The 17850-nt window shown below is 67.0% G+C and carries 22 protein-coding genes; 18 read left to right on the top strand and 4 right to left on the bottom strand.

From position 1 onward, the window contains the following. Positions 1-21: 21 nt before the first annotated feature. Together AC5P99_RS10950 and AC5P99_RS10945 are read left to right on the top strand one after the other, a co-directional pair. Positions 22-843: a DUF3108 domain-containing protein gene (locus AC5P99_RS10950; RefSeq protein WP_423168614.1), complete on the top strand. Its 822-nt coding sequence runs from the start codon at positions 22-24 to the stop codon at positions 841-843. Positions 844-845: 2 nt separating this feature from the next. Next, a complete protein-coding gene (locus AC5P99_RS10945) occupies positions 846-1529 on the top strand; it encodes a DUF3108 domain-containing protein (RefSeq protein WP_005408399.1) in 684 nt (227 codons plus the stop codon). 88 nt (positions 1530-1617) lie between these two features. Here AC5P99_RS10945 and AC5P99_RS10940 read toward each other — a convergent pair whose 3' ends face one another. From AC5P99_RS10940 to AC5P99_RS10930, 3 genes are read right to left on the bottom strand one after another with little or no spacing between them, the layout of a single operon-like run. Then, the gene (locus AC5P99_RS10940) at positions 1618-1935 is read right to left on the bottom strand and encodes a hypothetical protein (RefSeq protein WP_005408398.1); all 318 of its coding nucleotides are present in this window, start codon (positions 1933-1935) and stop codon (positions 1618-1620) included. Next, positions 1932-3203 (bottom strand): UDP-N-acetylglucosamine 1-carboxyvinyltransferase, encoded by a 1272-nt coding sequence (gene murA, locus AC5P99_RS10935; protein WP_005412503.1) that lies wholly within the window; start codon positions 3201-3203, stop codon positions 1932-1934. Before murA ends, AC5P99_RS10940 begins: the two co-directional genes overlap by 4 nt. 21 nt (positions 3204-3224) lie before the next feature. Further along, positions 3225-3455: a BolA family protein gene (locus AC5P99_RS10930; RefSeq protein ID WP_005408396.1), complete on the bottom strand. Its 231-nt coding sequence runs from the start codon at positions 3453-3455 to the stop codon at positions 3225-3227. A gap of 54 nt (positions 3456-3509) precedes the next feature. On the opposite strand from AC5P99_RS10930, the gene AC5P99_RS10925 reads away from it, so the two are divergent. The 16 genes from AC5P99_RS10925 (at position 3510) to AC5P99_RS10850 (ending at position 16919) form a co-directional block, all read left to right on the top strand. After that, complete coding sequence (locus AC5P99_RS10925; RefSeq protein ID WP_012479347.1) at positions 3510-4511, top strand: KpsF/GutQ family sugar-phosphate isomerase; 1002 nt, start codon at positions 3510-3512, stop codon at positions 4509-4511. A 66-nt stretch (positions 4512-4577) separates the two neighbouring features. Continuing rightward, entirely contained in the window at positions 4578-5126 is a 549-nt protein-coding gene (locus AC5P99_RS10920) for a KdsC family phosphatase (protein ID WP_005408394.1), read from the top strand. After that, on the top strand, positions 5123-5698 hold the full coding sequence (gene lptC, locus AC5P99_RS10915) for an LPS export ABC transporter periplasmic protein LptC (protein ID WP_012479345.1): 576 nt from the start codon (positions 5123-5125) through the stop codon (positions 5696-5698). Before AC5P99_RS10920 ends, lptC begins: the two co-directional genes overlap by 4 nt. Positions 5699-5801: 103 nt before the next feature. Next, entirely contained in the window at positions 5802-6353 is a 552-nt protein-coding gene (lptA, locus tag AC5P99_RS10910) for a lipopolysaccharide transport periplasmic protein LptA (RefSeq protein WP_005408392.1), read from the top strand. After that, positions 6353-7072 (top strand): LPS export ABC transporter ATP-binding protein, encoded by a 720-nt coding sequence (gene lptB / locus AC5P99_RS10905; RefSeq protein ID WP_005408391.1) that lies wholly within the window; start codon positions 6353-6355, stop codon positions 7070-7072. The genes lptA and lptB overlap by 1 nt, the downstream gene beginning before the upstream one ends. Positions 7073-7111: 39 nt before the next feature. Further along, complete coding sequence (locus AC5P99_RS10900) at positions 7112-8533, top strand: RNA polymerase factor sigma-54 (protein WP_446832405.1); 1422 nt, start codon at positions 7112-7114, stop codon at positions 8531-8533. Positions 8534-8591: 58 nt separating this feature from the next. Then, positions 8592-8909 carry a ribosome hibernation-promoting factor, HPF/YfiA family gene (gene hpf / locus AC5P99_RS10895; RefSeq protein ID WP_004147311.1) on the top strand — a complete coding sequence of 106 codons (318 nt, stop codon included), beginning with the start codon at positions 8592-8594 and terminating at the stop codon, positions 8907-8909. A 21-nt stretch (positions 8910-8930) separates the two neighbouring features. Beyond that, positions 8931-9383: a PTS sugar transporter subunit IIA gene (locus AC5P99_RS10890; RefSeq protein WP_032130191.1), complete on the top strand. Its 453-nt coding sequence runs from the start codon at positions 8931-8933 to the stop codon at positions 9381-9383. Beyond that, entirely contained in the window at positions 9380-10330 is a 951-nt protein-coding gene (gene hprK, locus AC5P99_RS10885; RefSeq protein WP_005408388.1) for an HPr(Ser) kinase/phosphatase, read from the top strand. The genes AC5P99_RS10890 and hprK overlap by 4 nt, the downstream gene beginning before the upstream one ends. 27 nt (positions 10331-10357) lie before the next feature. Beyond that, a complete protein-coding gene (gene rapZ, locus AC5P99_RS10880) occupies positions 10358-11242 on the top strand; it encodes an RNase adapter RapZ (protein WP_446832404.1) in 885 nt (294 codons plus the stop codon). A 497-nt stretch (positions 11243-11739) separates the two neighbouring features. Further along, positions 11740-12132 carry a PTS sugar transporter subunit IIA gene (locus tag AC5P99_RS10875; protein WP_005408386.1) on the top strand — a complete coding sequence of 131 codons (393 nt, stop codon included), beginning with the start codon at positions 11740-11742 and terminating at the stop codon, positions 12130-12132. After that, positions 12125-12394 carry an HPr family phosphocarrier protein gene (locus AC5P99_RS10870; RefSeq protein WP_005408385.1) on the top strand — a complete coding sequence of 90 codons (270 nt, stop codon included), beginning with the start codon at positions 12125-12127 and terminating at the stop codon, positions 12392-12394. The genes AC5P99_RS10875 and AC5P99_RS10870 overlap by 8 nt, the downstream gene beginning before the upstream one ends. Before the next feature lie 2 nt (positions 12395-12396). Then, complete coding sequence (gene ptsP / locus AC5P99_RS10865) at positions 12397-14166, top strand: phosphoenolpyruvate--protein phosphotransferase (RefSeq protein WP_059033400.1); 1770 nt, start codon at positions 12397-12399, stop codon at positions 14164-14166. Positions 14167-14360: 194 nt separating this feature from the next. Next, positions 14361-15722, top strand: a complete 1362-nt coding sequence (gene mgtE, locus AC5P99_RS10860; RefSeq protein WP_005408383.1) for a magnesium transporter — start codon at positions 14361-14363, stop codon at positions 15720-15722. A 62-nt stretch (positions 15723-15784) separates the two neighbouring features. Then, the gene (locus tag AC5P99_RS10855) at positions 15785-16051 is read left to right on the top strand and encodes a hypothetical protein (RefSeq protein WP_049451054.1); all 267 of its coding nucleotides are present in this window, start codon (positions 15785-15787) and stop codon (positions 16049-16051) included. 70 nt (positions 16052-16121) lie between these two features. Next, the gene (locus AC5P99_RS10850) at positions 16122-16919 is read left to right on the top strand and encodes a carboxylesterase family protein (protein WP_099605450.1); all 798 of its coding nucleotides are present in this window, start codon (positions 16122-16124) and stop codon (positions 16917-16919) included. Positions 16920-17039: 120 nt separating this feature from the next. Here AC5P99_RS10850 and AC5P99_RS10845 read toward each other — a convergent pair whose 3' ends face one another. Then, on the bottom strand, positions 17040-17531 hold the full coding sequence (locus AC5P99_RS10845) for an REP-associated tyrosine transposase (RefSeq protein ID WP_088436004.1): 492 nt from the start codon (positions 17529-17531) through the stop codon (positions 17040-17042). Between the last annotated feature and the right edge of the window lie 319 nt (positions 17532-17850).

Genomic DNA, 17850 nt, shown 5'->3' with positions numbered 1-17850 from the left:
CTCCTGCGGTTCCTGTCCTCCATGAAGACCACGACGCTGCTGTCCACTTCACTGCTGTTGTCGCTTGCCGTGCTTCCCGCTGTGGGCTGGGGCCAGGCGCAGCCGCCTGCGGCTTCACCGCCGCCCACACCCGCTGCGCTGCCACCGAACGAGCCCAGTGTGCCGCTGTTGCCGGCACTGGCCTGGGAGCCGCCGCCGCTGCAGCCGTTCACCGCCACCTACCAGGCCTTCTACAAGGGCAAGGAAGCGGGTGATGCCAGCATGCAGGTCACCCACACCGGCGGCAGCCAGTGGCGCGTGGACATGCAGGTGGTCGGCCGCCGCGGCTTTGCCAGCGTGCTCGGCCTGAACATCGAGCAGAGCACGGTGTTCGAGGAGCGCAGTGGCGTCTACGCACCGCTCAGCCAGAGCACGGTGCGCAAGGGCCTGTTCCTGGGCAAGAAGGCCGTGGGCACTTACAACTGGCAGGCCGGCACCGCGCAATGGACCGGCGACGTCAAGAAGGAGCGCGCGCAGCCGATTCCGCTGCGGGCCGGCGACCAGAGCGCGCTGCTGATCAACCTGGCGATCATGCGCGATGCGCGTCCGGGCGCCACCATGCATTACCGCTACGTGGACATGGGCAAGGTCCGCGAACACGACTACCAGGCCGCGCCGCGGACCGAGAACGTCGAGGTCGGCGACCTGTCCTACAACGCGCTGCGGGTCTACCGGACCAACGGTGGCAGAAACGAAACCATTCTCTGGATCGCCAACGGTGTCCCCACCCCCGTGCGCATCCTGCAACGCGAAGACGGCGAAGACCGCGTCGACCTGCGCCTGATCGAATACCAAGGAGTCTGAGCATGAATACCCTGACCCGCCCCCTCACCTGGATCGCAGCCGCTGCCCTGACCGTGGCCAGTCTGCCGGCCATGGCGCTGGAACCGTTCAAGGCGGATTACCTGGCCAGCTACATGGGCATGCAGGCCAACGGCACCATGACCCTGGCCAGCGAAGGCAGCAACAAATGGCGCTACAGCCTGCAGGTGAAGAACCAGCTGGCCGACCTCAGCCAGAGCACGGTGTTCGAGGAAGTGCGTGGCCAGCTGCGCCCGCTCAGCAGCCAGGACCGTTCGGCACTGCTGGTGAAGAAGCGCAACGTGCAGGCCAACTACAACTGGACCAGCAACCAGGCCACCTGGACCGGCGACATCAAGCCGGACCGTGCGGGCCCCATCGCGCTGAAAGCAGGCGACATGGACGCGCTGCTGATCAACCTGGCGATCGCCCGTGACCTGGCCGCCGGCAAGCCGCTGACCTATCGCATGGTGGACGAAGGCCGGATCAAGAACATGACCTACCGCGTGATCGGCAAGGAATCGATCACCGTGGCCGGCAAGAGTTACGAGGCCACCAAGGTCTCGCGCGCCGATGGCAACAAGGAGCTGATCGCCTGGATCGTGCCGGACTTCCCGGTGCCGGCGCGCATGCTGCAGCGTGAGAGCGGCCGCGATGCGCTGGACCTGACCATCAAGGCGATGAACTGAGTGCCGGGGTCGGATCCCATCCCCTCGGGGATGGGCTCCGACCCCGGGCCCCGCGAAAAGAAAACGCCCGCTTTCGCGGGCGTTTTTCTTACTTCTTTTCCTCGGCCGCCGCCGGCTTGAACTCGGTGCGGCAGTCCACGCGGATCTGCTCGCCGGTGCTGCGCCAGACAAAGGTGCGGCAATGACGGTTGCCGTCCTGGCTGTCGTTCACCGCGACCGCATAGAACGACTCGATGATCTCGTCACGCGTGACCGTGCCGTCGCCGTTCCAGTCCATGTCCTTCTGCTCGATGCCCTGGGTGATGGCGATGTTGGCGTACCAGGCATAGCCCAGCCACGCCAGCACGATCAGCACCAGGGCCAGCAGCGCCTTGCGACGCGGGCTGAACTTGCCGCGCAGGATCATGGCACGCGCCGGATGGTGGCGCCGAGCGAAGACAGCTTCTCTTCGATGTTCTCGTAGCCGCGATCAAGGTGGTAGATGCGGTCGATGGTGGTATCGCCGCTGGCCATCAGGCCGGCCAGGATCAGCGAGGCCGACGCACGCAGGTCGGTCGCCATCACCGGTGCGCCGCTCAGGTGCTCGCTGCCACGCACGATGGCGGTGTGGCCTTCGACCTGGATGTCCGCGCCCAGGCGCAGCAGTTCGTTGACGTGCATGAAACGGTTCTCGAAGATCGTTTCGTTGATCACGCCCACGCCATCGGCCACGCAGTTGAGCGCCATGAACTGCGCCTGCATGTCGGTCGGGAATGCCGGGTACGGCGCGGTGGTCAGGTTGACCGCCTTCGGCCGCCTGCCCTGCATGTCCAGGGTGATGCTGTCGTCGGTGGTCTCGATCTTCGCACCGGCCTCGACCAGCTTGGACAGCACCGCGTCCATGGTGTTCGGGCGCGCACGGTTGACCGTGACCTTGCCACCGGTCATCGCCGCGGCCACCAGGAAGGTGCCGGTCTCGATGCGGTCGGGCAGCACTTCGTGGCGGCCACCGGACAGGCGCTCGACGCCCTCGATCACCAGGCGGGCGGTGCCCAGGCCTTCGATCTTCGCGCCCAGCGCGATCAGGCAGTGCGCCAGGTCGGTCACTTCCGGTTCCATCGCGCAGTTGTCGAGGACGGTGGTCCCTTCAGCCAGCACCGCGCCCATCAGCACGTTCTCGGTGCCGGTGACGCTGACCATGTCGAAGGTGAAGTGGCCCCCCTTCAGGCGCTTGGCGCTGGCCTTGATGAAGCCGTTCTCGACCACGATCTCGGCGCCCAGCGCCTGCAGGCCCTTGATGTGCTGGTCGACCGGTCGCGAGCCGATCGCGCAGCCGCCCGGCAGCGACACTTCGGCGGCGCCGAAGCGGGCCAGCAGCGGACCCAGCACCAGGATCGAGGCGCGCATGGTCTTGACCAGCTCATACGGTGCGACGTGCTGGTTGACCGGACGCGGGTCGACCACGATCGCGCTGCCGCGCGACAGCGTGCCCTGGTCGATGGTGACCTTGGCGCCCAGCTCGCCCAGCAGCTTCACCGTGGTGACCACGTCGTGCAGGTGCGGCACGTTGGTGATCTCCACCGGCGCATCGGCCAGCAGGGTCGCGCAGAGAATGGGGAGGACGGCGTTCTTGGCGCCGGAGATGCTCACTTCACCGTGCAGCGCAGCGCCGCCGGTCACAACGATCTTGGCCATGTATTCGGGATCTTCTGCGGTTCAGCCGGCTTCGGCCGGGGTCACGGTTTTCAGCGCCAGCGCGTGGATCGCGCCGCCCATCAGGTCGCCCAGGGTGGCATACACCATGCGGTGGCGGGCCAGCGGCATCTTGCCGGCGAAGGCCTCGCAGACCACGGTCGCTTCGAAATGCACGCCGTCGTCGCCCTGCACGTCGGCGCGGGCGCCGGGCAGGCCGGTTTCGATCAGATTGCGGATGGTGTCGGCGTCCAACGGGCTTTCCTAATAAAATGTGGGTCCATTCTACTTCCGCTGCGTGGCGTCCGCATGGCCGAATCCCTGTTGCCCCCCCGTTCCGTCGACCCTGCCGGCCTGGTTGCCAGTGGCCGCCGCGTGTTCGAGATCGAGCGGCAGGCCCTGGATGCCGTGGCCGACCGCCTCGGCGAGGCCTTCCAGCAGGCCTGCCAGGCGATTCTGGCCAGCCGCGGGCGGGTGGTCGCCACCGGCATGGGCAAGTCCGGGCATATCGCGCGCAAGATCGCCGCCACCCTGGCCTCTACCGGTACGCCGGCGTTCTACGTGCACCCCGGTGAAGCCGGCCACGGCGACCTGGGCATGATCACCGAGGACGACGTCGTGCTGGCCCTGTCCTACTCGGGCGAATCGGACGAGGTGCTGATGCTGCTGCCGGTGCTCAAGCGCCAGGGCAACCTGCTGATCTCCATGACCGGCCGCCCGCAGTCCAGCCTGGCCGCCGCCGCCGACATCCATCTGGATGTGAGCGTGCCGGCCGAGGCCTGCCCGCTGGCGCTGGCACCCACTTCCAGCACCACCGCCTCGCTGGCGATGGGCGATGCACTGGCCGTGGCCCTGCTCGATGCACGTGGCTTCACCGCCGATGACTTCGCCCGCTCGCACCCGGCCGGCAGCCTCGGCCGTCGCCTGCTGCTGCACATCACCGACGTCATGCACACCGGCGACGACCTGCCCAGCGTGGGCGCCGACGCCAGCCTCAGCGAGGCGCTGGTGGAAATGAGCCGCAAGCGGCTGGGCATGACCGCCGTGGTCGACGCCGACGGCGTGCTGATCGGGCTGTTCACCGACGGCGACCTGCGCCGTGCGCTGGACAGCGCGCTGGACGTGCGCACGGCGAAGATCGCCGACGTGATGACCCGCAACCCGCGCACCATCGGTGCCGACCAGCTGGCGGTCGAGGCCGCCCGCCTGATGGAGACCCACAAGATCACCGGCCTGATCGTGGTTGATGGCCAGGGCCGCGCGGTTGGCGCGCTGAACATTCATGACCTGTTGCGGGCCCGGGTGGTTTAACCGACAGTCCGTAGACCCCATTCAGTCTGTAACGCCGCACCCGCCCATAACGAGCCTGCCGCCCTGATGCCCTGGTCCCCCCTGCCCGCCTTCCCCGCCCACCTGCATGCCGCTGCGGCCCAGATCCGCCTGGCCTGCTTCGACGTGGACGGCACCCTCACCGACGGTCGGCTGTACTACGACAAGGACGGCAACGAGAGCAAGGCGTACTTCGTGCAGGATGGCCTGGGCCTGAAACTGCTGCAGCAGCACGGTATCCACCCCGTGCTGATCACCGCGCGCAACAGCCAGTCCGCGCTCAAGCGCGGCGCCGACCTCGGCATCGACACCCAGATCGCCGTGGGCGACAAGCTGGCCAGCGTGCAGGCGCTGTGTGCGCAGCACGGGATCGGCCTGGAACAGGTGGCGTTCATGGGCGATGACCTGCCCGATCTGGCGCCGCTGGGTGCGGTCGGCCTTGCGGTGGCCCCGGCCAATGCCCATCCGTGGATCGCCGAACGCGTGCATTGGCAGACCCGCGCCGAGGGTGGCCGTGGCGCCGCGCGCGAGCTGTGCGACATCCTGCTGGCCGCCCAGGGCCGCGCGGATGCGGTGCTGGCGAGGTTTGGCGCATGAACCTGCCCACCTTGAACTGGCGCACCGTGCTCGGCATCAGCCTGCTGCTGGCCGCCCTGCTGAGCAGCTGGGCGGCGCTGCGCAACCGCGACAAGGGTCCAGCCACGGGGGGCCAGGAAATCGGCGTGGATTACATCCTGCATGACTTCCAGATCGTTGCCCTGGATGAGCACGGCAAGGAATCGACCACCCTTCGCGCACCGCGGCTGGAGCGCCAGCGCGGCGACCAGACCATCAACATCGCCACCCCGCTGTTCGAGATGCCGGACAAGGATGGCAAGCACTGGACGCTGCGTGCCGAGACCGGCTGGCTCAGCGCCAAGGGCGACGAGATGAAGCTGCGCGGCAAGGTTGCCGGCGACAGCCCGGCGGGCCCGGGTGTGGTGCCGACCACCTTCCGCACCGACCACCTGGACGTGTTCCCGAAGGAGAACCGCGCCCGTACCGACGCCCTGGTGACCATGACCCGCCCGGGCATGGAACAGTCCGGCGTCGGCTTCGAAGTGGATTCGAAGAACAACACGTATCATTTCCTCAGCCAGTCCAAGGGCCGTTACACGCCCAGACGCTGATTCCGCCGCCAGCCCGCGACGTCTCCGGACAGGCGCAGGGCCGGCAGCCCCACCCTCCGCCCCCGGCCCGCCCGGCAGGCCCCCACCGGTAGAACGGACCCCGATGAAGATTCCCTTTGCCGCCGTACTCGCGCTCGGTCTTCTTGTCCCCAGCGCCGCCTTCGCCAAGTCCACCGACCGCAACGAAGACATGCACATCGATTCCGGCGCCCAGTCCGGCATGCTCACCGGCGACGGCAAGACCGTGCTGTCGCAGGGCGTGATCATCACCCAGGGCACGCTGGACCTGCGTTCGTCCGAGGCCGAGATCTACCTCAAGGACGGCGAGGCCGTGCGCGTGGTGTTCACCGGCAAGCAGGCCAAGATGAAGCAGCAGCTTGATGACGGCACCTGGATGGATGCGCTGGCTGATCGCATCGACTACGACATCAAGACCGAGATCATCACCCTGACCGGCAACTACAAGGTCACCAGCGCGCGCGGCACCAATGCCGGCCAGCGCATGGTCTACAACACCCGCACCGGCGAGATGAACTCCGGTGGTGACGGCAGCCGCGTGCGTACCGTCATCCCGCCGAAGAACAAGACCCCGGCCGCGCCTGCGGCACAGCCCAAGGCCACCACGCCGGCACAGCCGGCCGGGAGCAGGAAGTAATGCTCGTCGCCAAGGGCCTGCGCAAAAAGTACAAGCAGCGCGAAGTGGTCAAGGACTTCGGGCTGACCCTCGATGCGGGTGAAGTGGTCGGCCTGCTCGGCCCCAACGGTGCCGGCAAGACCACCTGTTTCTACATGATCGTCGGTCTGGTGGCCGCCGATGCCGGCAGCATCGTGCTCGACGGCAAGGACATCACCGGCGACCCGATGTACACCCGCGCCAAGCAGGGGGTGGGCTACCTGCCGCAGGAACCGTCGGTGTTCCGCAAGCTTACCGTGGCCGACAACATCCGCCTGGTGCTGGAACTGCGCGAGGACCTGGACTCGGCCGGCCGCGAGCGCGAATTGAACGGCCTGCTCGACGAACTGCAGCTGGGCCATGTCGCCGACCAGCTCGGCGCCAGCCTGTCCGGTGGCGAACGCCGCCGCTGCGAGATCGCCCGCGCACTGGCCGCACAACCGCGCCTGATCCTGCTCGACGAACCGTTCGCCGGCGTCGACCCGATTTCGGTCGGCGAGATCCAGCGCATCGTCACCCACCTCAAGCAGCGTGGCATCGGCGTGCTGATCACCGACCACAACGTGCGCGAGACCTTGGGTATCTGCGACCGCGCGTATATCCTCGCCGAGGGCAGCGTGCTGGCCCAGGGTTCGCCGGAGGCGATCCTGGACAACGCCGATGTACGCCGCGTCTACCTCGGGGATTCCTTCAAGCTGTGAAGCAGTCGCCGGGTCCCTTTCCTTCCTTTCGGCACAGGCATGAAGACTCGGCTGCAGACATCGTTGGGACAGCAACTGGTGCTCACGCCCCAGTTGCAGCAGGCGATCAAGCTGCTGCAGATGTCGGCCACCGAACTGGAGCTGGAGATCGCGCAGGCAGTGGAAAGCAACCCACTGCTGGACTGGGCCGACAGCAACGACAGCAGCGCCGCCAATGAAGGCAGCGATGGCAACGACAACGAAGCGCCTGCAGAGCGCAGCGATGAGGGCGACGACTGGGCGCCGACCGAACTGGACTGGACCACGACCGGCAGCGGTGGCAGCTTCGATGATGACGACGACAACGGCAACGCTGCCGAGCGCGTAGCCGAAACCGAAACACTGGCCGACCATCTGCTGTGGCAGCTGCATCTGTCGCATCTGTCCTCGCGTGATCGCAGCATCGGTGCCGCACTGATCGATGCACTGGACGACGACGGTTACCTGCGCGAGCCGCTGGCCACCATCGCTGAAACCCTGTTGCCGGCGATCCACGCCGACGAGGACGAGATCCTCGCCGTGCTGCATCGCATCCAGCGCTTCGATCCGGTGGGTGTGGCTGCACGCACGCTGGGCGAATGCCTGCTGCTGCAGCTGGATGTGCTGGCCGGCGACACGCCCGGTCTGCTCCTGGCGCGACAGATTGCCGCAGGACCCCTGGAACGTTTGCCGCGCAGCGGCGTCACCGGGCTCGCCCATGAGTTGAAGCTGCCGCTGGACGAGGTCGAGACTGCCGTGGCGCTGCTGCGTTCGCTGGACCCGCGCCCGGGCACGCAGATCGCGCCGCTGTCGCAGGACACCTATGTGGTGCCGGATGTGGTGGTGTGGCGGCAGAACGGCGTATGGCGCGCAGCGCTGGCCGCGCATGCCGGGCCGAAGGTGGTGATCCACCGCGGCTACGAACAGCTGATCCGACGTTGTGGCGACGCCGATGCCGGCTACCTGCGTGCCCAGCTGCAGGAAGCGCGCTGGCTGCTGAAAGGGCTGCAGCAGCGTGGTGACACCCTGCTGCGCGTCGTGCGCAGCCTGATCCTGCAGCAGGCCGGCTTCCTCGAATTCGGCGAGCAGGCGCTGCGTCCACTGACCCTGCGCGAGATCGCCGCCGAGCTCGGCCTGCACGAATCCACGGTCTCGCGCGCGATCGCCCGCAAGCACGTGCGTACCCCGCGAGGCACCCTGCCGCTGCGCGCGTTCTTCGCCTCGGGCATCGATACCGAGAGCGGTGGCGAGGCGTCCAGCACCGCCATCCAGGCGATGATCCGGCGCCTGATCGACGACGAGAACCCGCGCAAGCCGCTTTCTGACGCCAAGCTGGCTGACCTGCTCAAATCGTCGGGAATTCCAGTAGCGCGACGCACCGTGGCGAAGTATCGTGAAGCCATGAACATTTCCGCCTCGCACGAAAGGGTCAGAATCGCTTGACGCGCCGCCGCGCCCGGCGGAGAGGTTCATTGGCACATCCGAACACAGGAGAAACCCGATGCGCATCGAAACGTTTGGCAAAGATGTCGAAGTCACCCCGGCCCTGCAGTCCTATGTTGAGGAGAAGCTGGCCCGGATCGGAAAGCACTTCGACCAGCACTGCGAAGCGCGGGTGACCCTCAAGCTGCAGAAGACCGAACACCACGTCGACGCCAGCCTCAACATTCCCGGCCAGACCCTGCACGCCGAGGCCAATGCCCAGACCATGTATGCCGCGATCGACCTGCTTGCGGACAAGCTTGACCGTCTGGTGATCAAGCACAAGGAGAAAAAACAGCAGCACGCACCGCTGCCGGTGGGCGACAATGGTGGCTGATCGCCACCGTTCCCCGCAGACATGCCCCTGACTGACCTCCTGGCGGCCGTGCAGACCCAGCTCTGCACGGCCACCGACCGTGACAGCGTCCTGCAGGCCGCCGCCGGGTTGCTGGCCTGCCGCCAGGCCAACGCCGAACAGATCTATCTGAACCTGTGCCAGCGCGAAGCGCTGGGCAGCACCGCCATCGGCCACGGCATCGCCATTCCCCACGGCCGCGCGCCAACCCTGGACCGCCCCCGCGGCGCCCTGCTGCGGTTGGCCACCCCGGTCGATTTTGGTGGCGACGAGCCGGTGGACCTGGTGTTCGCCATGGCCGTCCCCGCCCACTACACCCACCAGCACCTGATGCTGCTGTCCGAGCTGGCCGAGCTGTTCTCGGCGCCGGACATCCGCCAGGCCCTGCGCGAAGCGGGCGATGCCCGGGCGCTGCGCGAGGCGCTGGACATGACCCCACCTGCGAGCGCCGCATGAATACCAGCATCACCGCCCGTGAACTGTTCGAACAGCAGCGCGAGCGGCTGGGGCTGCGCTGGGCTGCCGGCAAGTCCGGCGAGAAGCGCGAGCTGGAGGCCGGCAACACGGTCTCGCGGCGCCCCTCGCTGGCCGGCTACCTCAATGCGATCTACCCCAACAAGGTGCAGATCCTGGGTACCGAGGAACTGTCCTGGCTGGATGCGCTGGAACCGCGCCAGCGTTGGGAGACCATCGAAAAGATCATGCAGTCGCACCCGCTGGCGCTGGTGCTGACCCGCAACCAGGCCTGCCCGGAAGACCTGCGCGCCGCCGCGGATGAATCCGGCACGCCGCTGTGGCTGTCGCCCAAGCGCGGCCACGAACTGCTCAACCACCTGTCCTACCACCTGGCGCGTACGCTGGCGCCGCGGGTGATCCTGCATGGCGTGTTCATGGAGATTTATTCCATCGGCGTGCTGATCACCGGCGAAGCGGGATCCGGCAAGAGCGAACTGGCGCTGGAACTGCTCAGCCGTGGCCATCGCCTGGTGGCCGACGATGCCCCCGAATTCACCCAGATCGCGCCCGATGTACTCGATGGCACCTGCCCGGAGCTGCTGCAGGACCTGCTGGAAGTGCGCGGCCTGGGCGTGTTGAACGTGCGCGAGATGTTCGGCGACACGGCTGTAAAGAAGAACAAGTACCTTCGGCTGATCGTCCACCTGACCAAGCCGATGACCGAACCCACCCCGCATGGCTACGAGCGCCTGACCGGCGATTCGGGCACCCGCCATGTGCTGGACCTGGACGTACCGCTGATCACCCTGCCGGTGATGCCCGGCCGCAACCTGGCCGTGCTGACCGAGGCGGCCACCCGCCTGCACATCCTGCGCACCAAGGGCATCGACCCGGCAGCCATGTTCATCGCCCGCCACAGCAACCTGCTGGAACGGCGAACACCCTGATTTCCCTGCCCTTCGAAGAGCCTGTCCATGAGCACCGCCACCCCCTCCGCCCCGACCCTGATCATCGTCAGCGGCCTGTCCGGCTCGGGTAAATCCGTCGCCCTGAAGACCTTCGAGGACCAGGATTACTACTGCTCGGACAACCTGCCGATCAATCTGCTGCCCGACTTCGTGCGCAGCCTGCTGGCCAACCACGACGGCAGCGCACCACGGCGTCTGGCCGTAGGCATCGACGTTCGCGGCCAGGCCGACCTGAGCCAGCTGGGCGACTGGCGGCAGCTGGCGGCCGACGCCGGCGTGGACGTGAAGGTGCTGTTCTTCGAAGCCAGCGACGAGACGCTGCTCAAGCGCTACGCCGACACCCGCCGCCGCCATCCGCTGAGCCAGCTGGGCCTGTCGCTGCCCGAAGCCATCGCCCGCGAACGTGAGTTGACCGCACCGCTGCGCCGCGAGGCCGATGCGGTGATCGACACCAGCAGCCTCAACGTGCATCAGCTGCGGCGGCGGATCATCACCGAGTTCACGATGGACCATGCCACCGGCCTGTCGCTGCTGTTCGAATCGTTCGCCTACAAGCGCGGCGTGCCGGCCGAGGCGGACTTCGTGTTCGATGCGCGGGTGCTGCCCAATCCGCACTGGGACCCGGACCTGCGCGCGCTCAGCGGTCGCGAACCGGGTGTACGCGACTACCTGGAAGCGCAGCCGGACGTGCAGCGCTACCTGGCCCAGCTGATGGACTTCCTCGATACCTGGCTGCCGAAGCTGGGTGATGGCACCCGCAGCTATGTGACAGTGGCGTTCGGCTGCACCGGCGGCAAGCACCGGTCGGTGTTCCTGGCCGAGCGCCTGGCCCGGCATGCCCGCGAGATGGGCTGGGAAGACGTGGCGACGTACCACCGCGAACAGGATTGAGGGGGGTCGGCCGGGCTGCGCCCGGCACCCGCCGGTAGTGCCGGCCGCTGGCCGGCAACAGCAACAGCAACAGCAGAAGCGGCATTCCGTGGGATGGCGGGGCGGTGTGGGTCTGCAGGACACGCCGTGAACCCCGCTCCGCGGTCCGGCCCAGCCGCTGGCGGCTGGGCGTTCGGGCGCTTGCGAAGCAGTGCTTCGCAAGCAAAGCGCCCTCACCCCTGGGGGCTCGATGGCGCCATCCATGGCGCCAACGGTCCTGCCTGCCCCACCGCCCCGCCTCTGACAGATTTCTGCTGCTGTTGGTGGGTGTCGACCCTGGTCGACACGATGGATCCACGCCATGCGTGGATGAATCGCTGTCAGGCATCGAAAAACGGATGGGGTCGGATCTCTTTCTCAACGGAAAAGGCCTCCCCTGGGAGCAACGCTGAATACGGGACACAGTGCCCCTCTCCTGCTGCTATCGCCAATTCACCTTGACCTGTTAACGTGCAGTAATGACCTGTGGCATTCTCCTCGTAACACATCCCGGGGTCGGGACCGCCCTGCTTGACGTGGCGACCCGGCTCCTGCGGCAGTTGCCGCTGAAAACCGAAGCTTTCGAAGTACCGTTCGACGCAGACCTGGACGCCCTGCTCCCGCTCGCCTCGGCCGCCCTGCGGCGGGTTGACGGGGGTGATGGTGTGCTGATCCTGACCGACCTGTACGGCGCCAGCCCTGCCAACCTTGCCGGGCAGCTGGCCCGGCTGGGGACCCCGGTTCGCCGGGTGTCGGCGCTGAGCCTGCCGATGTTGCTGCGGGTGATGAATTATCCGGAACAGGGACTGGATCAACTGCCCGCCACAGCCGCGGCGGGTACCCGTAATGGAGCGATAGTCGACGATGCTTGAACGAGAACTCACCGTGAGCAACCGCCTGGGCCTGCATGCCCGGGCCACCGCCAAGCTGGTGCAGACCCTGGCGCCGTTCCGCTGCAACGTGACCATGGCCGCCAAAGGCCGTGAGATCAACGCCAAGAGCATCATGGGCGTGATGCTGCTGGCCGCCGGCCAGGGCACCCCGGTCACCGTGCGGATCAACGGCGAGGACGAAGCCGCCGCGATGGAGGCGGTGGTCGGCCTGTTCGAACGCCGTTTCGACGAGGACAGCTGAGCGTGCCACGCGCACGCGCCGGCCAACCCCCTTCCGGCCAGCGGCCGGTACTGCTGCTGGCCGGGCATGGTGCCGCCCGCGGCACGGCAATGGGCCGCGCCCGCGTGCGCCTGCCGCATGCACTGGAAGTGGCCGAGCAGCGCGTTGCCGCCCACCAGGTCGAGGCCGAGCTGGCGTGCCTGCATCGCGCGGTGGACGCCGCGCGGTCGGAGATGCACGAGCTGCGCCAGCGCCTGCATGGAGCGCTGAACCAGGAAGTGGGTGAGTTCCTCGACCTGCATGCGCTGCTGCTGGACGATCCCGAGCTGCTGTATGGGCTGGACGAACTGATCCGCAGCGGACCGTACAGCGCCGGCTATGCGTTGCGCCTGCAGCGCGACCGCCTGGCCAAGGTCTTCGACGGCATGGACGATGCTTACCTGAAGAGCCGCATGGACGACCTCGACCATGTGATCGGCCGCATCCATGCCTTCCTGCAGCCCGAACGCCCGCCAGCGGTGAAAGGCCTGGCCGGCGAGATCCTGGTCTGCGACAACATCGCGCCCTCCGAACTGGCACAGCTGCAGGCGCAAGGCGTGGTCGGCATCGTCACCGCCGCCGGCAGCGCGCTCTCGCACAGCGCGATCCTTGCGCGCAGCCTGCACCTGCCCTTGATCGTCAACGTGCCGCAGCTGCTCAGCCGCATCGCCGATGGCGACGTGCTGATCATCGACGGCGCCGACGGCAGCATCACCGCCAATCCACAGGCCGACAATCTGCGCGACTACCGCGCGCGACTGAAGGAACACGCGCGCGAACAGCGCGAGCTCGGCCGCCTGCGCAGCAAGCCCAGCCGCACCCGCGACCAGGTCGACATTGCCCTGCTGGCCAATGCCGAGTCGCTGGAGGACGTGACCCAGGCGCATGCGCTGGGCGCCCACGGCCTTGGCCTGTACCGCACCGAATTCCTGTTCCTGCAGCGCAACGAGCTGCCGGATGAAGAAGAACAGTTCCAGACCTACCGCGATGCGGCACTGGGCATGAGCGGGCGACCGGTGACCATCCGCACCCTCGATCTGGGCGCGGACAAGGCCGACCGCACCGGCCTGACCCTGAGCAACGAAGAAAACCCGGCGCTCGGCCTTCGCGGCGTACGCCTGTCGCTGGCACGGCCGAAGGTAGCCGACACCCAGCTGCGCGCGATCCTGCGCGCCTCGGCCTACGGCAAGCTGCGGGTGCTGGTGCCGATGGTCAGCACCCGGGAGGAACTGCTGGCAGTGCGCCGCCGCATGCTCAAGCTGACCGAACAGCTGCGCGGCGAAGGCCACATGGTGTCCGACCACGTGCCACTGGGCGCGATGATCGAAGTCCCTGCTGCGGCGCTGGCGCTTGAAAGCTTCATCGACCTGGTCGATTTCCTGTCGATCGGCACCAACGACCTGGTGCAGTACCTGCTGGCGGCCGACCGCAACAATGAAGCACTGGGCGAGCTGTATTCGCCGTTGCACCCGGCGGTGCTGCGGCTGCTGCAGATGGTGATCGAGACCGGCGCGCGCCACCGCATCCCGGTGGCGGTCTGTGGCGAGATGGCCGGCGATGCGCGGATGACCCCACTGCTGCTGGCACTGGGCCTGACCGAGTTCAGCCTGCACCCGGGCACGCTGCTGGAAGTACGCCGCGCGGTCCGCGAGGCCGACCTGGCCATGCTGCGCGCGCGCGCACCGAAGCTGCTGGCCGCGCGCGACCGCCGCGCGATCGAACGCTGGCTGGCACTGGTGGCGGATACGCCCTGAGCGCCAAGGGTGGTGCCGGCCGCTGGCCGGCAGCCTCCCCATCGAAGACCAAGAGGTTGCCGGCCAGCGGCCGGCACTACCGCCACCCGGCGGCTATGCGTTGAAACATCGCCTTGCGATAATGACGCGCTGAACACCCCTGTTGCCGCATCCTTGCCGGGATCGCGGCTTTTCTTATCCCCGCGGGAGCTGCGATGGCTGAAGCTGTACGCCACGACAAGACTGCGCGCCAACTGCGGATGCTGTCCGATGCACTGGACAGCGGCCGACTGGGCCCGGTGCGTCGCCTGGTCAACACCCTGGCCCCGGCCGAGATCGGCAACCTGCTCGAATCGTTGCCGCCGGGCAAGCGCGAGGTGGTGTGGGGACTGGTTGATCCGGAAGACGACGGCGAGGTGCTGGTCCACGTCGGCGACGACGTGCGCGAAAGCCTGCTCGCGGACATGGACCCGGACGAGATCATCGCCGCGGTCGAAGACCTGGACATCGACGATCTGGCCGACCTGGTCGAAGACCTGCCGGACACGGTCATCGACGAAGTCCTCAAGTCGATGGACCGCGAGAACCGCGAGCGCCTGGAACAGGTCCTGTCCTATCCCGAGGACAGCGCCGGTCGCCTGATGAATCCGGACGTGGTGACCGTGCGCGCCGACGTCAATGTCGACGTCGTGCTGCGCTACCTGCGCCTGCGCGGTGAACTGCCCGACCACACCGACCACCTGTTCGTGGTCAGCCGCCGCCATCAGTACCTCGGCCGCGTGTCGCTGGCGGCACTGGTGACCCACGAGGACACCACCCCGATCAATCGCCTGATCGACGACGAGCAGCCAGCCATCGACGTCGGCGAGAGCGACCAGGAAGTCGCCCGCCAGTTCTCCGACCATGACTGGATCTCCGCGCCAGTGGTGGATGACAACAACATCCTGATCGGTCGCATCACCATCGATGACGTGGTCGACATCATCCGCGGCCAGGCCGAGCACCAGGCGCTGGGCGCCGCCGGTCTGGACGAGGACGAAGATCTGTTCAGCCCGGTCTGGCGCGCGATGCGCCGCCGCCTGATGTGGCTGTCGGTGAACCTGTGCACGGCCTTCCTGGCCTCCAGCGTGGTCGGCCACTTCGAAGGCACCATCGACAAACTGGTGGCGCTGGCGGTGCTGATGCCGATCGTCGCCGGCCTCGGCGGCAACGCCGGTACCCAGGTGCTGGCACTGATGGTGCGCGGCCTGGCGCTGGGCCAGGTGGGCGCCTCCAACGCCCGCACCCTGCTGTGGAAGGAAGTACGGGTCGCGCTGTTGAACGGCGTGATGCTGGGTTCGGTGCTGGGCCTGATCGTGCTCGCCTGGTTCCACTCGCCCGGGTTGTCGGCAGTGATCGCCATCGCGTTGACCTGCAACCTGTTGTTTGCTGCGTTGGCCGGCGTGCTGGTGCCGTTGACGCTGAAACGCTTCGGCTTCGACCCGGCGCTGGCCAGCGGCATCTTCCTGACCGCCGTGACCGATTCGATGGGCTTCTTCACCTTCCTCGGCCTGGCCACCCTGGTGCTGCTGCACTGACCGTCTCGAGGGTCGGATCCCCGCTGCGCGGCGCTCTGACCCGATCCCAACTGGATCCCCCCATGGCAACGACAATCGAAAACTACTTCCAGCCCGGCTGGCGCGACCAGCAGCACACCTGCCCGGCCTGTGAATGGAAGGGCAGCTCGCGTGCCATGGAAATGGAACTTGACGAGGACGCCACCGAGTACGCCTGCCCGGTCTGCGAGAACCCACTGCTGGTGGTCCTGCACCCGGACATTGCGCAGGTGCAGGCCGCCGCCGCCGAAGGCAATGCCGAGGCACAGGAGCAGTTGGAGATCATCGCCAGCTTCCCGCGCCCGCAGTGACGCGGCGCACGATGCCGTGCCGACGTCGGCGGACTACGATGCAGGCGATCTCGCCGCTTCGGAAAATCCCATGGTCCGTTTGCTGTCGCGCTGGCTGCCACTGCTGGCCCTTCTGATGATGAGCGGTTGCACTTCGCTGCCGGACAGCGCGCGTGGCCGCTTCGAAGCACGCGCGGTGAAGGTGGACGGGCAAACGGCTTACTACCAGGTGTTCATTCCGGCTAGCGTGCAGGCCGCCGCTCCCACCCACCTTCCGGTCGTCCTGTTCCTGCACGGCTCGGGCGAGCGCGGCGCCGATGGCGTCAAGCAGACCCACGCCGGACTGGGGCCTTACCTGCGTGCGCATCCCGATTTCCCCGCCCTGGTGGTGTTCCCACAGGTGCCGGGCCACGAGGAATGGAGCGGCCGCAACAACCGTGCGGCAGTGGCCGCGCTGGACGCGACGATCGCCGAATTCGGCGCCGACCCGGCGCGGCAATACCTGACCGGCATGTCGATGGGCGGCTATGGCAGCTGGAACATCGCATTGGATGACCCACGCCGCTTTGCCGCGATCGTCCCCGTGTGCGGCGCGGTGCTCGCCCCGCGTGCGGTACGCCCGACCCTGTTCGTCGAGCAGGTCGCGCACGAAGCGGACCCGTACGCGGTGATTGCCCAGCGCCTGCAGCACACGCCGATCTGGATCTTCCACGGCGCACTGGATGACGTGGTGCCGCCGGACGACGACCGCAGACTGCATGCCGCATTCCAGCGCGCCGCCGCACGCGACGTGCGCTACACCGAATACCCGGAAGGCAACCACAATGCCTGGGACGCCACCTACGCCGACCCGGCAATGTGGGAATGGCTGTTCGCGCAGAAGCGCTGAACCGCAGCTTCTGCTGGGAAACACCTGTTGGTGGATGCCTACCGTTGGTCGGCTTGGGTATTGGTGGGTGCCGACCGTTGGTCGGCTTGGGTATGGGTGGGTGCCGACCGTTGGTCGGCACTACCTCTCCGCTTCGGGGTAATCCATTGCCTGGTACCTCTCATCGATCTCCCATCGGCACCAGGCATACGGATACTCTCCCACGCAGCTCGCCAAGTTCGCCCTGACCGGGTTGGCGACGATGTACATCGCATGGCGAAACAGTGATTCTTCAGAACGAATGGCGTGATCGTGATAGCTCGATTGCCAGAATGGTCCTGTCCTACCCAGCATGCGGTTGATCCGCAATGTACTGCTCGATTTGAAGCGTTGCATGATGTAGTCCAGCGAGAACGCACGGATCTCCACAAGCCAATGGATGTGGTCCGGCATGACCACATAGGCAAGTGAGTGCGTCAGGCCCTCAGCATCAATGCGACGGAACACATCCATCACCTCCTGTGCCGCAGTGGCATCATCGAAGTAGCGTCGACGCTCCTGGATGACGGTGGTCAGGATGTAGGATTGTCCGATCCGGGAATGGCGGCCAAGGCGTAGGCGTGCGCGGCTCATGGGCCCAAGCGTGCGCCTGCCGCTACTCCGGTTCTATCGGGCAATCACGTCAGTACAGGTAGGCCCGGAACCATTCCATGGCTAGGCCCGCACTTCACCGCACTGACGGTTCAGTGCCGACCAACGGTCGGCACCCACCGGATCGGATAAGGACAGATCAACCGTGCCGACCAACGGTCGGCACCCACCGGATCGGATAAGGTCAGATCAACCATGCCGACCAACGGTCGGCACACACCGGATCGGATAAGGACAGATCAACCATGCCGACCAACGGTCGGCACCCACCGGATCGGATAAGGACAGATCAACCGTGCCG

This window comes from Stenotrophomonas sp. YJH_SMC_80 (assembly GCF_059372495.1).
This window is presented reverse-complemented; position numbering and strand designations above follow the sequence as displayed.

Coding starts and splice junctions, on each gene's coding strand:
- AC5P99_RS10925 (WP_012479347.1), top strand. CDS start 3,510: ATGGCCGAATCCCTGTTGCCCCCCCGTTCCGTCGACCCTGCCGGCCTG.
- lptB (WP_005408391.1), top strand. CDS start 6,353: ATGCTCGTCGCCAAGGGCCTGCGCAAAAAGTACAAGCAGCGCGAAGTG.
- murA (WP_005412503.1), bottom strand. CDS start 3,203: ATGGCCAAGATCGTTGTGACCGGCGGCGCTGCGCTGCACGGTGAAGTG.
- lptC (WP_012479345.1), top strand. CDS start 5,123: ATGAACCTGCCCACCTTGAACTGGCGCACCGTGCTCGGCATCAGCCTG.
- AC5P99_RS10940 (WP_005408398.1), bottom strand. CDS start 1,935: ATGATCCTGCGCGGCAAGTTCAGCCCGCGTCGCAAGGCGCTGCTGGCC.
- lptA (WP_005408392.1), top strand. CDS start 5,802: ATGAAGATTCCCTTTGCCGCCGTACTCGCGCTCGGTCTTCTTGTCCCC.
- AC5P99_RS10850 (WP_099605450.1), top strand. CDS start 16,122: ATGGTCCGTTTGCTGTCGCGCTGGCTGCCACTGCTGGCCCTTCTGATG.
- hprK (WP_005408388.1), top strand. CDS start 9,380: ATGAATACCAGCATCACCGCCCGTGAACTGTTCGAACAGCAGCGCGAG.
- AC5P99_RS10945 (WP_005408399.1), top strand. CDS start 846: ATGAATACCCTGACCCGCCCCCTCACCTGGATCGCAGCCGCTGCCCTG.
- AC5P99_RS10900 (WP_446832405.1), top strand. CDS start 7,112: ATGAAGACTCGGCTGCAGACATCGTTGGGACAGCAACTGGTGCTCACG.
- AC5P99_RS10890 (WP_032130191.1), top strand. CDS start 8,931: ATGCCCCTGACTGACCTCCTGGCGGCCGTGCAGACCCAGCTCTGCACG.
- AC5P99_RS10845 (WP_088436004.1), bottom strand. CDS start 17,531: ATGAGCCGCGCACGCCTACGCCTTGGCCGCCATTCCCGGATCGGACAA.
- mgtE (WP_005408383.1), top strand. CDS start 14,361: ATGGCTGAAGCTGTACGCCACGACAAGACTGCGCGCCAACTGCGGATG.
- AC5P99_RS10870 (WP_005408385.1), top strand. CDS start 12,125: ATGCTTGAACGAGAACTCACCGTGAGCAACCGCCTGGGCCTGCATGCC.
- AC5P99_RS10875 (WP_005408386.1), top strand. CDS start 11,740: ATGACCTGTGGCATTCTCCTCGTAACACATCCCGGGGTCGGGACCGCC.
- hpf (WP_004147311.1), top strand. CDS start 8,592: ATGCGCATCGAAACGTTTGGCAAAGATGTCGAAGTCACCCCGGCCCTG.
- rapZ (WP_446832404.1), top strand. CDS start 10,358: ATGAGCACCGCCACCCCCTCCGCCCCGACCCTGATCATCGTCAGCGGC.
- AC5P99_RS10950 (WP_423168614.1), top strand. CDS start 22: ATGAAGACCACGACGCTGCTGTCCACTTCACTGCTGTTGTCGCTTGCC.
- AC5P99_RS10855 (WP_049451054.1), top strand. CDS start 15,785: ATGGCAACGACAATCGAAAACTACTTCCAGCCCGGCTGGCGCGACCAG.
- AC5P99_RS10920 (WP_005408394.1), top strand. CDS start 4,578: ATGCCCTGGTCCCCCCTGCCCGCCTTCCCCGCCCACCTGCATGCCGCT.